Genomic DNA, 13,746 nt, shown 5'->3' with positions numbered 1-13,746 from the left:
CCAAGACTCATGTTGCTATGCCTATAAATTCCGGCTCTTGGCTATATCATACCGTATTTCAGCCCTAATGCGCCAGTGAAATCAATAAGTGCCTCATTAAAGCAGATTGCTAAAAGGTTCATACATACTGATTCAATCATAACGAAAAAGCCGAAGCTTCATCTGCTTCGACTTTTCATTATTTCATTTCTTATTCGGAAGAGGAATCTTCACGTCTTGCAGGACGACGAGTTTCCCCATTGCTGCTCGGGCGTGGTTTGCGATCTCCACTGTAACGGCTTCCGGAATCACGGTTGTAGCCACCGCCTTCTTTGCCACGGTTGTAACCGCCATATCCACCTTTGCTGCCACTACCGCCGCTACCACCGGAACGATTGGAATTGTAACCACCGTTGCTGCGACCGCTGTAGTTGGAAGGCTTGCGACCGCCAGAACGCACGTCTGGTTTACGACGTTTTGCACGGATCGGATCTTCTGGAGTCAGCTCAATCGATGCTTCTCTCTTCTCACCAGTCATCAGTTTCAGAGCTGCGGAGAGAAGTTGTACAGAATCATATTGTTCCAGCATTTGAATAGCCAAACCTTTGTACTCGTTCAGCTCGCCGCTTTCTACAGCCTCTAGGAGACGTTCAGCAATGATACGTTGTTTGCCTTCCAGAGCTTCAGCCAACGTTGGAAGCGGCTTGCGTGGAATGCGGTGACGAGTTACACGTTCGATAAAGTGCAAATGGTCAATTTCACGAGGCGTTACGAAAGACCAAGCTTCCCCTTCTTTACCTGCACGTCCAGTACGTCCAATACGGTGAACATAGCTTTCTGGATCTTGCGGAAGGTCAAAGTTCACAACGTGAGTTACGCCGGAAACGTCCAAACCGCGGGCAGCTACATCAGTCGCTACGAGCACATCGATGCTTCCGTCACGGAATTTACGCATTACAGCATCACGCTGGTTTTGAGACAAGTCACCATGCAAACCGTCTGCAGAATATCCGCGTTTTTGCAGAGCTTCAGCCAACTCGTCTACCCGACGCTTGGTACGGCCAAATACGATAGCAAGTTCTGGGGATTCCATGTCGATCAAACGGCTCAATGCTTCGAATTTTTGACGCTCAGGAACTTCGATATAGGCCTGATCAATCAGTGGAGCACTAACTTGTTTAGGAATAACTGAAACATGCTCAGGATTTTTGAGGAATTGTTCAGCCAATCTTTTAATATTAGGAGGCATTGTAGCCGAGAAAAGCATCGTTTGACGCTCGTCTGGAACTTGCTTCAGAATGGATTGAATATCTTCCATAAAACCCATATCCAACATTTCATCTGCTTCATCCAAAACAACTGTGTTTACATCTTCCAGCTTGATGGTTTTACGATTAATATGGTCAAGCAAGCGTCCTGGCGTACCAATAATAATTTGAGGTTTCTTTTTCAAAGCGCGAATCTGGCGTACGATATCTTGTCCACCATAGATTGGCAAAGTACGAAGACCTTTGAAACGGGAGAGTTTTTCGATTTCTTCAGCTACCTGGATAGCAAGCTCACGTGTTGGTGCCATGATCAGAGCTCTGATTTTTTCGTCGCTTCTAGAAATTTTGTTGATCAGCGGAATACCAAACGCAGCAGTTTTACCCGTACCTGTTTGGGCTTGGCCAATCATGTCTCTGCCTTGTAGTGCAATCGGGATGGATTGCGATTGAATTGGTGTTGCTTCTTCAAAACCCAGTTCTGTAATCGCCTGAATTACTTTCGGTTCAAGATCAAATTCTGCAAATGTCGTCAAATTTATTCAAACTCCTTCTTAATGGTGGATGTGGTGGACAATCCACAATGTTGTCTGTATTCTTAAGTAGCGATATTATTGTATAAGTTTTCCCCAATACAGTGACAGTTTATTTAGACCTATAACTGCATCTTTCTGTAATGAATTTGGGGAACCTATCCGATACATCTTAAACGAATTTATCCTTTTTAAAACAGTTTAAATTTTAAGTGTTTCTCTGGACATAGGTCCCTACTCAAGAATATCCACATCGCATTATAGCACAGAACAATTCATGAATACCAGCAAGTTGCTTCTCGTATAATTTAAATGAGGTGAAAATAAGTTGTTAAAAATGGTGTTAAACTGCTTAACTGTCATTCTTGGAGCCGCTGCCATTGCATGCGGTTTTAATCTGTTTCTCGTGCCACACCACTTGCTGAGCGGAGGAGTAGCTGGGCTTTCCATGTTAATCGGCTACTTCACAAAATTTGATATCAGCGCGATGTATTTTATTATCAATATCCCGATGCTTATTGCAGGCTGGTTTATTTTAGGCAAGCGTTTTATTAGCCTGAGCATTTTATCCGTTGTCGTTACAACATGGATTTTGGCCTTAGTGCCGGTGCGATCTGTCGTGTCGGACCCCCTGCTAGCCTCCGTTTTTGGAGGAGTGATGATCGGCGTTGGAGTAGGAATTTCCTTTCGGGTAGGGGGGTCTACGGGCGGTTTTGACATTATCGGTTCCATCGTCACTCGTTATCGTGACTTCCCCGTAGGAACTGTACTTGTTGGCATGAATGGACTGGTCATTCTTGCAGCAGGATATTTGAACGATGATTGGAATATTGCACTTGCGTCGATGCTATCTATTTTTGTGACTGGCAAAGTGTTAGATCAAATCTATGTCAGTCACACGAAGATTACCGTCTACATTATTACAGAACACACCGACAAGCTACTGGAGCGGATGTTAACCACACCACGCGGTGTTAGCAAAATAAAAATTGAAGGCGCATTTTCACATACCGAAAAGGACATGCTGATGACTGTCACGACACGCTATGAGCTAGTTGAATTAAAACGGATCATTAAAGAGGTGGACCCTTCTGCTTTTGTCAATATTGTGGAAACGGTTGGGGTGATGGGTTCATTTCGCCGAAGATAAGCACAAACCCAAGTGTCAAAATACAGTTTCTGTGGTACACTATATGTGCGCTGTTCCCATAGTATATAAAGACCAGCTTTACCTGCTATTTCACAGGCACTTTGCTTTTCCGAATCGTATTGAATGATTCTTTTGGAATGATTCCGAGCAGGAAAGGGTGATTTTTGTGGAAATGGAAACGGTAAAACTGTCCGACATTGTCTTAAGATGGTACCCGGAAATGCTCCCTTCTCTCAAAAAGGATGAGCTGAACTCGATGATTGTGCTTCGGGACGGGATGTCCATACTCAAGCCAACGGATGCGCTAGAAATTATTCAGTACAGTATTTGCGAGCATCAAGACAATAATTATCTTCAATAAATTTCTTTACCAAGTGCCGCTTCTTCCGGTTGCATCTACAACTGCGAAGAGAGCGGCATTATTTATGCATTTTTATGGATTCAATGAACATAAGTTGGGTTAATCATGTAAGACTGTGCCTGATGATTCCAGTATAAGTTACAAGCGTGTTGTTTTTCGATACATAACTTTACGTATAATCAGGTAAGTGACATCCATAAGGGAGAGAGTTAGGAAATGAATATGATTTGGGCAATTATGCTATTGGCGATGGGGATAGGCGGAAACGGGGACCAGTCAGCCAACGCTCCAAATGTAAAAGATACGGTGGCAACAACAATTAGCAGCGCCATGATTCAGGCTCAGCACAATAAGATGAAGGTGGATGCCTCCAATCCTCCGGTTAAAATTGACCCACAACCGACGACTCCTGCTATCAAGGGCATCTATGTCACAGCTTATAGCGCAGGCGGTTCGCGTATGGCCCAGCTGCTTGAACTGCTTGATAAGACAGAGCTCAATTCCATGGTTATTGATATTAAAGACGATGCAGGTTATATCACTTATCCAACGACCAATCCCGAGCTGCTCAAATTGGGCAAGCCGCAAAAATTCATTCGGGATATTTCCGGTTTGATGGACCGATTGAAAAAGCATAATGTTTACCCGATTGCTCGTATTGTCGTATTTAAAGATACGGTACTGGCCAACAAAAATCCCGAGATGTCTTTCCGTAATCCTGACGGCTCTGTCTGGAAAAACGACAAGGGAGACGGGTTCGTCAATCCCTATAATAAAGAAGTATGGGATTATAATATAGCCATCGCTAAGGAAGCAGCCAAACTTGGTTTTAAGGAAATTCAATTTGACTATGTACGTTTCCCCGAAGGCTTTGAGAAAAGAGCAGACAAGCTGAAATATACCAAATCAGATCAATCCCGCTCGGATGCAGTCGCTGAATTCGTACAATATGCCCGCAGAGAGCTTGCTCCATTAGGTGTACGAGTATCCGTAGATATTTTCGGATATGCTGCATCTGTCCCTGCTGCGGAGGGAATCGGGCAGGATTTCACTAAAATTTCCGAAAATGTGGATGTCATTTCACCCATGGTTTATCCAAGTCACTACACCACAGGCTGGTTCGGTGTAAAAGACCCTGATAAGAATCCCTACCAGACGATTAAAGGCTCCATGGCCGATACACACAAAAAGCTAGATCCGACGGGCAAGCTAAAGCCAATTATTCGTCCTTGGATCCAGGATTTTACTGCAAGTTGGTTAGGAAGCGGACATTATGCTAAGTATGGAAAAACTCAAGTAGAGGACCAAATTCGAGCGCTTAAGGATATGAAAGTGGATGAATATTTACTCTGGAATGCCACAAACCGCTATTCAAGCGGAGTAACTTACAAATAATTTATCCCTCCGGACTTCTCGTTATCTAATACGAAATTTAGAAATTATATAATTTTTCCGAAGGCTGTCCCGTTGTTTGGCGAACGGGTGCAGTCTTTTTTATTACTGTTCAAATGTGGCGGTATCCCTTACAATAAATACTTACATGTTATGATACATACGAATATTCAATCCCTAGTAAATGAGGAAAACAAAAATGCAATTGACTTCAACAACGGGGCAGAAATGGAAGCAGCTTTTATACATTTTGCTCCCTATCCTGATTACCCAGCTTGCACTATCTGCCATGACTTTTTTCGATACGAATATGTCGGGACACTTTTCCCCTGCCGATCTGGCTGGAGTAGCCATTGGAGTAAGTCTGTGGATTCCTGTACAAACAGGCCTTAACGGAATACTTATGGCTATCACACCTATTGTATCTCAATTAGTGGGAGCACAGCGCAAAGATAAAGTCTCCTACTATGTCATTCAAGCACTTTGGCTCTCTCTTGCCCTATCCATGGTCGTTTTGATTGTTGGCATCATTTTGGTCAAGCCTATTCTAAATGGTATGAATCTTGAATTGAGAGTTCATAATGTAGCTCTGTACTACCTTTGTGCCATGGCCTTCGGAATTGTGCCTCTATTTGCCTACACGGTGCTCCGAAGCTTTATGGATGCATTGGGACAAACCCGCTTTACGATGTTAATTACGCTCATGTCGTTACCCATCAATGTCTTGTTGAACTATCTACTTATTTATGGGAACTGGGGTTTTCCGCGTCTGGGAGGTGTAGGCTCCGGGGTGGCAACGGCAACCACCTACTGGATCATTATGCTGGTCGCTGGTATCACTGCGCATCGGGGAAAAATATTTGCCGAATACCGAATCTTCAGCAAAATATACGGGATTGCTGCTAGTGCTTTGAAAGAGCTCATCAAGATTGGAGTACCGATTGGATTTGCAATATTTTTTGAGACTGCCGTCTTTTCAGCCGTCACTCTCTTCATGAGTAGCTATAATACAGCTACCATAGCCGCACATCAGGCAGCGATGAACTTTGCATCTACGTTGTATATGATTCCACTCAGCATTTGCATGGCACTTACGATTCTGGTTGGCTATGAAACAGGAGCTACTCGGCCGCGGGATGCCAAAGCTTATAGTGTAATGGGCATCAGCAGCGCAGTAGGTCTATCACTGATTACAGCTATTGTACTGTTTATCTGGGGTGAACAGGTCGCTCGACTTTACTCCACCGATCCGCAGGTCATTCAATTGGCACAGCATTTTCTAATCTATGCGATTTTCTTTCAGATATCTGATGCTGTCGCTACACCTACACAAGGAGCGCTACGCGGGTATAAAGACGTTAATCCAGCCTTTTTGCTCACATTCCTATCCTATTGGGTCATTGGGCTTCCTGTAGGATATATACTGGCACGCTGGACTTCATTGGGGCCCTACGGCTACTGGATCGGTTTGATTACAGGGTTGGCAGTAGGCGCTATTTTACTGCTCTGGCGTTTGGTGAAAGTACAACGTCGTTTCTCCGAAAAAAAACAACACGCAGAGGCTATTTAGCCTTTGCGTGTCTCGATTACATATGCTGCGCCTAAAGTTATTCGTTTTTTCTCCACAATAGCCACTTCGTTCAGCTTGGGAGGATATAGAAAGTGTCTCTCCACATGTTGTTCAATCTCTTCAAATGCCTGTTCTTCATTTTCAGCAGCGAGAATGACAGTCAGCGCTCCTTCCGAACTATCCACTTCGATTTTGAATAGGTACATGTATGACTACCTCCTGATAGAACTCAAAGCTAAAAAATAGCGGATGACTCGGGTCATCCGCATAATTTTGATCTTTTCCAATATCAGAACCGATCTACTGTACGTAGAAGGCTCTTATTATTGGGACAAACGCAAAGCAAGCTCATAAAGCTCCATGTTGAAATCTTTTTTAGTATTTACAACCTTGTCAATATCTGTAGCTACCAACTTACCATCGATCGTTCCGCAAGCCTTATCAGATATGCCCTCGATCAATTGGCGAACAGCAAAGTCACCCAAACGGCTCGCCAGGTTGCGGTCAAACGCGGTTGGTGTGCCTCCACGTTGGATGTGTCCAAGCACTGTAACACGAGGCTCATAATCCGGACAGTTTTCTTGGATTACCTTTGCTACATTTTCGCCTTTGCCTACGCCTTCCGCAACGATAATAATACTGTGGCGCTTGCCATGCTTGAAATTTTGTTTCATACGATCAGATACTTCGTTCAGGTCAAATTCTACCTCAGGCACCAAAATTGTTTCTGCGCCAGAAGCCAGACCCGCATGCAGAGCAATATCACCACAATGACGTCCCATAACTTCAACAATGGAAGAACGTTCATGAGATGACATTGTATCCCGCAGCTTGTTAATTGCGTCCACTACAATACTAACCGCTGTATCAAAGCCAATCGTGTAGTCCGTGAAGGAAATGTCATTGTCAATCGTACCCGGAAGACACATGGTTTTAATGCCTTGCTTGGTCAGTTTGTTAGCTCCTTGGTAGGAACCGTCTCCACCAATCACGACTACGCCGTCAATCCCACGGTCACGCAAAATTTGCGCGCCTTTTTTCTGCCCTTCTTCAGTCGTAAATTCCAGGCATCTTGCAGATTGAAGTACAGTACCCCCACGTTGGATAATATCTCCGACGCTTCTCAGATCCATTGGAAAAATATCGTCGTTCAAAAGGCCTTGATAACCACGTTGAATCCCGAATACTTCCAGTCCGAAATACAATCCGCTACGTACGACGGCGCGAACTGCCGCGTTCATCCCTTGTGAATCTCCACCACTTGTTAATACTGCAATTTTCTTAACTGCTGTCATGGTTTATGACCTCCTCAAAATAATCATATAAGCCTTCTTATCCATCGACTGTTTAATAAGAAAAACAAACGCATGAGCGGACTATTTTTCATTAAACGTCTCGAAACAGCGCGAACGTCTTGCTGCTCGCTAACTTTAGGGTCGGATAAATATAAAGCCAGCAATCCCTCGATAATCATCCGGTGAAAGGAGCTGGCAGGGACATCTGCAATATCAGCCCGCGCCCGATTCACAACGTAGGCGATCCGGTTTAGCATCATGTCGGTATCTTCATAATAATTGCAAAAGTTAAGATCTCCGCCCTTCCGGTCTTCGTCTTGATCGATTAGATAATCCAGCAAAATATGAAGACTGCACACATGTGGAAAATACGATGCATGTATTGAGGCAGCCCCCGCATCTGTCAGATGCTGGTCGCTGGCAGCAAGAAACAGCATAAAGACCCCCAGAGTTGAACCGGTAGCCGCAGCAAACTCATTCCAGCGCAACTCTGGTGTACGGTCTTTATGAAGCGACCACCAGTCCAAAAGCGCTTGTTCCCGCAGCTCGGGTTTAATATGCTTGTATACTTGCAAATCCGTGTATAATCGCGCCAAATCCTGAACGTAAGGCATTGCCGCCTCATAGCCCGGAAGCCTGCTTACACAAGACTGACAGGTTGTCACCAGCCCAGTCAAATAACCGCCATCCTCCTGCTCACGACGCAACTCATAATAATTCACTGGCCTAGCCGTCGGATTAATCGCATCCAGCATAGCCTGATGCAACAGCCTAAAATCATCCGGGTCCATGGACGTACTGCGATCACACAGGTTGTCCAGATAATCACTAATGGTCTGATACGCTACGATCAGCGGAATTAACGTCTGCCGGGCAGACATATTAGCTGCGGCATAAACCGCTCCACCCACGCAGTGAAATGTCTTATCCGCTATGCTCGCAAGCGCCTGGCTTCGCAGTTCAGGGTCCGGAATTTGTTCGGCCTTGCTCTTCCAGTTACTCAATTCTTGTTTCGTTTCAGGGAGAATGTGCTTGTACATTCGGCTCATTAGACCTATGGGGCCTCTCGGTACTTGATAACGTCCTTGCTCAACATAACTCAAATGACGGTGCCTCCACATTGTTGTCTACGTAATTATACCTATCCAAACCATATCCATTATAATATGATCGTCCTTTTAGCACAAATGAACAACCTCACTTTTTTCTTTAAAATTCAAGAAAAATGAGCTGTTCTCATAAAAAGACTTTATACCTGTAATGTTTTATTAGTCGAAAATAGTATAAAGGGCCTACCTATCCTTGTCCTCTGCTGGCTTCACGCCTTGGATTCCCTCTCCCATACTTGCCTGCTTCCATTTCCCGAAAGCATAATAGAAAATGACTGCTACGGCAGAGATAGCAAAACCAACAGGAAAGCTCCACCATACAGCATCTAGACCATACTCATCAACAAATGCATAGGCCAAAGGTATACGAATGCCCCATAATGAAATAATGGTAATTAAAAGCGGTATCATTACGGAACCCGTTGATCGAACAACCCCTGTAATGACATTGGTAACACCGAATATAACAAAAGACCACAAGGTGATCATATTAATCCGCATTCCCAATTCCAATGCACCCCCCGTAGAAGGAAGAAACATGAGCAAGGCCTGACGGTTAAACACGTAAATTAATACCACAGCTCCACCAGTCAATACAAAATTATACACAATCCCAATCCAGGTTGTCGTGCGCACTCGATCCCAACGTCCGGCTCCGATATTTTGAGCGGCAAAGGAAGATACAGCTGCACCTAACGCCATCGCCGGCATCTGTACATAGCTGGACAAATTATTGGCTGCTGTATAAGCTGCAGCTGCAACTGTCCCGTAGCCGTTAATCAGATTCATTAAAGCAATCGCGCTGGTAGAGACAGCAATCATTTGCAACCCCATCGGCACTCCCTTACGGATTAGGGTCCAAATAATCTTCCAATCAAATCTAAGTAAGTGAAGCTCTGAAGATGTAATGCGCAAAAAATATTTTACACGATATAGATAAATGAGAATCAACACAAAGCTGATCCCTTGAGCAATCAGGGTAGCAGTAGCGGAACCTCCAATGCCCATAGCAGGAATCGGTCCCCATCCGAATATGAACAGCGGGTTGAGTAGTACATCCAGTACGACGGAAACGATCAGAAAATAAAATGGTGTTTTGGAATCTCCAGCCCCTCTCATTACAGTCATGATGTAATTATAGCCGTACAAAAAGGGCATGCCTGCGAAAATAATACGCGTATACGTGATCGCCATATCTACCGATTCAGCAGGGGTATTGAGTACATGAAGTATCCAAGGCGCACTCAAAAATCCGATAATACCTATAGCAAAAGCGAGCACCAGAAAAAAGACTGCACTTGTACCTACTACACGCTTGGTTTCAGCTACGTCTCCTGCTCCGATATTTTGTCCAATCATAATAGTGGCAGCCATAGTGACACCAAAAATGGAACTGATAAGAAAAAACATTATAATATTTCCGTTGGAAGCGGCAGTCAAGGCGGCCTCTCCCAGAAATTTTCCAACCCAGATCGAATTAATCGTTCCATTCAGGGACTGCAGAATATTGCCGAACAGCATCGGCAAAGAGAACATAAACAGCGTTTTAGCAATAGGACCTTCAATCAAGGAAGGCTTACGACTAGCCTCTGCTGCACTCATTTTCTCAACTCCTTCAATCTATAATGTCTTCTGCCTAGTTTTATTACGTATAATACCCTATCCCCGCTCAATCTTCTCATATCATAAACGTATTTACGCAAAAAAGCGCAGTCCCTTAAAATAAAGGAACTGCGCTCTCAATTCATAGTTTAACCGTAATATATAAGACATCCGTAGAAACGGAACCATTCTTACAATTCAGTTACACTTACAGTTTGATTACGTTAGCTGCTTGGGGTCCACGGTTACCTTCAGTAATTTCGAATTCAACCGCTTGACCTTCTTCCAAAGTTTTAAAGCCGTCGCCTTGGATTGCGGAGAAATGTACGAATACGTCCTCGCCACCATCCATTTGAATGAAGCCATAACCTTTTTCTGCGTTAAACCATTTAACTGTACCTTTCAAGTGAACAACCTCCTAAAAATACCGCCATCTATGGCGAATATCCATATTATACTTCATGCTTTTTCACAATGCAATTGATGTTTTTCCGGGTTTTTTGGGCTGGAATGATTTGCTTTTGCGGCAGAAACTGCGGTATCATGAACCAAAACATCTATAAAATCGGAGACATGCATATGATGAAAAAACACGAAATATACAAAAAAGACAATTGGAACATGATGACTGTCGAGGTGCAGGGCCGTTACATCGTTCTACGGGAAATATCCGATGATTGGGGCGAGGAAGCCCACACGTTTTTAAGCCGTCCGGCGCTGATGCATTGGGCTCAAAATCGGTTTCCCAAGCAGTCCTTTCAAGATAATGAGGAAGAATGGCAGCGGATCATGAACGCTTTCAAACAGGTCTAGCCTATTCATGGTGTCCAACAGCTATCTCATCTTCATTATTCTGGCCTTCACGCTGGGCGGAGTGCTGATCATGAAGCGTGATACGATACCGACTCCTCTCAAAAAGTGGATGGCCCTCACTGCTGTAATCATGGTTTGCTTTGCCTTTTATCTCATTGTATACAGCTTATTAAATATAGGTTCCAACCCACAGTAAGGAAAATTATACTTTCGGGCGTAAGAGGTCATACTATGGCATAACAAGCCATGGTATAAGGAGGATCTGCCGTTACATGCATCCTGTAAAACCTCTTGCCCTGCTGCTTACGGTAAGTGTGGCGGTTTCTTCGTTTTGGCATCCGTCCCTTACTGCTGCAGCCCTACCCCACATTACGTTCGATCAGAGGAGGCTCTCCATGAGTGAAATTGTAAAACGCGCTGATGCGCCAGTGGAAAATACATGGAAACTGGAAGATTTGTTTCCCAACCGCAAAGCATGGGATCAAGAATACGAAGAAGTCAAACAACTAGCCAAAAAGGCTGAACAATTCCAAGGCAAGCTCAATTCAGCAGAATCGATTGGCAACTGCTTTAAATTGGAAGATGAATTGTCGCTCAAAACCGAGCGTGTATATGTGTACGCACATCTGCATCATGATGAGGATACAGCTGAACCTACATACCAGGGTCTTTCGCAAAAAGCCAAAAAATTAGGCGTTGAGGTTAGCGAGTCTCTTTCTTTTGTGACACCTGAAATTTTGGCACTGCCAGATCATCAGCTCGATGCCTTCATTGAAGATCCGAAGCTTGCAGATTATCGGTTCACCCTTCAAGAAATGAAGCGGGAAAAAGCACATATTTTGGGCAAGACAGAAGAAGCGCTGCTCGCTCAGGTTGGCAATCTGGCTCAAGCCCCGCAAACGATTTTCGGCATGCTCAACAATGCTGATCTGAAGTTTCCAAAAATTAAGGATGAGAACGGCAAAGAGGTTGAGCTGACTCATGGCAGCTACATTCAATTCCTCGAAAGTCCGCACCGCGAAGTACGCGAACGTGCTTTTAAAGCGGTGTATGACACGTATGCCAAAAATAAAAATACAATTGCTTCTACACTAAGTGCCAATGTGAACAAAAATATTTTTTATTCTCGTGTTCGCAAATACCCTTCTGTACTGGAAATGTCACTGTACGGTGACAATATTCCGAAGGAAGTATATACGAATCTCATTGACACCATTCATGAAAGCTTGCCCCTGCTCCATCGTTACATGAAGCTGCGCAAAAAGTTGTTAGGTGTGGATGAGCTCCATATGTATGATTTGTTCGCTCCGCTTGTGGACGAATACAAGATGGACATTACGTATGAAGACGCCAAAAAGCAAACAAAGGAAGGCCTTAAGCCACTGGGCGCGGACTATCTGGCTTCGTTGCAAAAAGGCTATGATGAGCGCTGGATCGACGTATACGAGAATGAAAACAAACGTACGGGTGCATACAGTTGGGGAGCTTATGGTACCCACCCCTATGTGCTGCTGAATCATAAAAATAACCTGAACAGCATGTTCACACTTGCTCATGAAATGGGGCATGCGTTGCATTCGTACTATTCAGACAACGCATTGAAGTATAGAGATGCACAGTACACCATTTTCCTGGCTGAAGTGGCATCCACAACCAATGAAGCGTTGCTAATGGACTACCTGCTGAACAAATCAACCGATCCGAAAGAGAAGATGTACCTTCTCACCTACTATGCAGATCAATTCCGAACAACGGTATTCCGTCAAACCATGTTTGCGGAATTTGAGAAAATTGTACATGAACGCGCTGAACAGGGGGAATCCCTTACACCGCAGCTTTTATCAGAGATTTACTATGATCTGAATGTGAAATATCACGGACCTGGCATGAAAGTAGATAAAGACATTGAAATGGAATGGGCACGAATCCCCCATTTTTATAACAGTTTTTATGTCTACAAATATGCTACTGGCTTCTCGGCAGCAACCAGTTTCTCGAAACAGATTCTGGAAGAAGGCCAGCCAGCCGTTGACCGTTACTTGGGCTTCTTGAAGAGTGGTGGCAGTGATTATTCAATCAATATTTTGAAAAAAGCTGGCGTTGACATGTCCTCTCCGCAGCCGATTCGTGAAGCGATGAGCGTATTCGAAGAAGTCATTACAGAAATGGAAAAGCTAACTGAAGGAAAGTAAAACCGTGCGCACTTAAAATCCAGCATTGAAATGATGCACGGATAAATCCCTTGTCCATGGCGGGCAAGGGATTTTATAATGTAACGGGAGGAGGTGGCATTTTGAAAACACAATGGTCTTTGATCGCAGCTCTTGTTATTGCTTTGTTAACAGCTGTATTTGCTGTTATTAATGTGAATTCGGTTCAAGTGAACCTTCTATTCAGTATGGTCAGCATTCCTTTGATTCTGCTTATTCTCGGTTGCACTCTTCTAGGTGGACTTATTGTCGGTTCTTTCGGTATTTTCCGCCAATATAGGCTTCAGAGGGAGATTAAACGTCTGACGATTCAGCTTCATACACTACAAGAAGAGCACACATCCACGGTAGAAGCAAACGCGGATGTGACCTATGACACGACTGGTTCTTCCAGCACAGGGTCTACATCCGACCAAGATATAGAGCAACCGTCCTCTAACTCTGATCGGTTGTCCAAATGAGGAGGA

14 protein-coding genes are annotated in these 13,746 nt (G+C 44.1%); 8 read left to right on the top strand and 6 right to left on the bottom strand.

Features of this window, described 5'->3' with window-relative positions:
• Positions 1–190: 190 nt before the first annotated feature.
• Positions 191–1,780: a DEAD/DEAH box helicase gene (locus MKY35_RS08755; RefSeq protein ID WP_029516709.1), complete on the bottom strand. Its 1,590-nt coding sequence runs from the start codon at positions 1,778–1,780 to the stop codon at positions 191–193.
• Positions 1,781–2,105: 325 nt separating this feature from the next.
• Here MKY35_RS08755 and MKY35_RS08750 point away from each other — a divergent pair, with 325 nt between their 5' ends.
• The 4 genes from MKY35_RS08750 (at position 2,106) to MKY35_RS08735 (ending at position 6,250) form a co-directional block, all read left to right on the top strand.
• Positions 2,106–2,927 (top strand): YitT family protein, encoded by an 822-nt coding sequence (locus MKY35_RS08750; protein WP_342446146.1) that lies wholly within the window; start codon positions 2,106–2,108, stop codon positions 2,925–2,927.
• Between the two features lie 172 nt (positions 2,928–3,099).
• A complete protein-coding gene (locus tag MKY35_RS08745) occupies positions 3,100–3,288 on the top strand; it encodes a hypothetical protein (protein ID WP_080658605.1) in 189 nt (62 codons plus the stop codon).
• A 216-nt stretch (positions 3,289–3,504) separates the two neighbouring features.
• Positions 3,505–4,683: a putative glycoside hydrolase gene (locus MKY35_RS08740; RefSeq protein ID WP_342446145.1), complete on the top strand. Its 1,179-nt coding sequence runs from the start codon at positions 3,505–3,507 to the stop codon at positions 4,681–4,683.
• Positions 4,684–4,879: 196 nt separating this feature from the next.
• On the top strand, positions 4,880–6,250 hold the full coding sequence (locus tag MKY35_RS08735) for an MATE family efflux transporter (RefSeq protein ID WP_342446144.1): 1,371 nt from the start codon (positions 4,880–4,882) through the stop codon (positions 6,248–6,250).
• Here MKY35_RS08735 and MKY35_RS08730 read toward each other — a convergent pair.
• The 5 genes from MKY35_RS08730 to MKY35_RS08710 all read right to left on the bottom strand — a co-directional run bounded on the left by MKY35_RS08730 (position 6,247) and on the right by MKY35_RS08710 (position 10,662).
• On the bottom strand, positions 6,247–6,456 hold the full coding sequence (locus tag MKY35_RS08730) for a DUF3906 family protein (protein ID WP_013309710.1): 210 nt from the start codon (positions 6,454–6,456) through the stop codon (positions 6,247–6,249). The two genes, MKY35_RS08735 and MKY35_RS08730, sit on opposite strands and share 4 nt — an antisense overlap.
• Positions 6,457–6,573: 117 nt before the next feature.
• Complete coding sequence (gene pfkA / locus MKY35_RS08725) at positions 6,574–7,545, bottom strand: 6-phosphofructokinase (RefSeq protein WP_029516704.1); 972 nt, start codon at positions 7,543–7,545, stop codon at positions 6,574–6,576.
• A 23-nt stretch (positions 7,546–7,568) separates the two neighbouring features.
• Positions 7,569–8,648, bottom strand: coding sequence for a tetraprenyl-beta-curcumene synthase family protein (locus tag MKY35_RS08720; protein WP_039269998.1), 1,080 nt, complete (start codon positions 8,646–8,648; stop codon positions 7,569–7,571).
• A gap of 189 nt (positions 8,649–8,837) precedes the next feature.
• Positions 8,838–10,256 carry an MATE family efflux transporter gene (locus MKY35_RS08715; protein ID WP_342446143.1) on the bottom strand — a complete coding sequence of 473 codons (1,419 nt, stop codon included), beginning with the start codon at positions 10,254–10,256 and terminating at the stop codon, positions 8,838–8,840.
• Between the two features lie 208 nt (positions 10,257–10,464).
• Positions 10,465–10,662, bottom strand: coding sequence for a cold shock domain-containing protein (locus MKY35_RS08710; protein WP_013309706.1), 198 nt, complete (start codon positions 10,660–10,662; stop codon positions 10,465–10,467).
• A gap of 173 nt (positions 10,663–10,835) precedes the next feature.
• Between MKY35_RS08710 and MKY35_RS08705 the strand changes: the two genes are divergently transcribed.
• From MKY35_RS08705 to MKY35_RS08690, 4 genes are all read left to right on the top strand, one after another.
• The gene (locus MKY35_RS08705) at positions 10,836–11,069 is read left to right on the top strand and encodes a hypothetical protein (protein WP_013309704.1); all 234 of its coding nucleotides are present in this window, start codon (positions 10,836–10,838) and stop codon (positions 11,067–11,069) included.
• 7 nt (positions 11,070–11,076) lie between these two features.
• Complete coding sequence (locus MKY35_RS08700) at positions 11,077–11,265, top strand: hypothetical protein (protein WP_029516701.1); 189 nt, start codon at positions 11,077–11,079, stop codon at positions 11,263–11,265.
• 199 nt (positions 11,266–11,464) lie between these two features.
• Entirely contained in the window at positions 11,465–13,261 is a 1,797-nt protein-coding gene (gene pepF, locus MKY35_RS08695; protein ID WP_029516700.1) for an oligoendopeptidase F, read from the top strand.
• A gap of 56 nt (positions 13,262–13,317) precedes the next feature.
• Complete coding sequence (locus MKY35_RS08690; RefSeq protein WP_340885009.1) at positions 13,318–13,740, top strand: lipopolysaccharide assembly protein LapA domain-containing protein; 423 nt, start codon at positions 13,318–13,320, stop codon at positions 13,738–13,740.
• Positions 13,741–13,746: the final 6 nt, after the last annotated feature.

It is taken from the genome of Paenibacillus sp. FSL L8-0638, from assembly GCF_038593075.1.
GTDB classification, from domain to species: domain Bacteria; phylum Bacillota; class Bacilli; order Paenibacillales; family Paenibacillaceae; genus Paenibacillus; species Paenibacillus polymyxa_D.
Note: the sequence above shows the minus strand (reverse complement) of the source record. Positions and strands in the feature narration are given on the sequence as shown.

Excerpts from the sequence above, each read along its gene's own strand:
- MKY35_RS08715 (WP_342446143.1), bottom strand. The coding sequence starts at position 10,256 with ATGAGTGCAGCAGAGGCTAGTCGTAAGCCTTCCTTGATTGAAGGTCCT.
- MKY35_RS08705 (WP_013309704.1), top strand. The coding sequence starts at position 10,836 with ATGATGAAAAAACACGAAATATACAAAAAAGACAATTGGAACATGATG.
- MKY35_RS08740 (WP_342446145.1), top strand. The coding sequence starts at position 3,505 with ATGAATATGATTTGGGCAATTATGCTATTGGCGATGGGGATAGGCGGA.
- MKY35_RS08690 (WP_340885009.1), top strand. The coding sequence starts at position 13,318 with ATGGCGGGCAAGGGATTTTATAATGTAACGGGAGGAGGTGGCATTTTG.
- MKY35_RS08700 (WP_029516701.1), top strand. The coding sequence starts at position 11,077 with ATGGTGTCCAACAGCTATCTCATCTTCATTATTCTGGCCTTCACGCTG.
- MKY35_RS08735 (WP_342446144.1), top strand. The coding sequence starts at position 4,880 with ATGCAATTGACTTCAACAACGGGGCAGAAATGGAAGCAGCTTTTATAC.
- pfkA (WP_029516704.1), bottom strand. The coding sequence starts at position 7,545 with ATGACAGCAGTTAAGAAAATTGCAGTATTAACAAGTGGTGGAGATTCA.
- MKY35_RS08745 (WP_080658605.1), top strand. The coding sequence starts at position 3,100 with ATGGAAACGGTAAAACTGTCCGACATTGTCTTAAGATGGTACCCGGAA.
- MKY35_RS08730 (WP_013309710.1), bottom strand. The coding sequence starts at position 6,456 with ATGTACCTATTCAAAATCGAAGTGGATAGTTCGGAAGGAGCGCTGACT.
- pepF (WP_029516700.1), top strand. The coding sequence starts at position 11,465 with ATGAGTGAAATTGTAAAACGCGCTGATGCGCCAGTGGAAAATACATGG.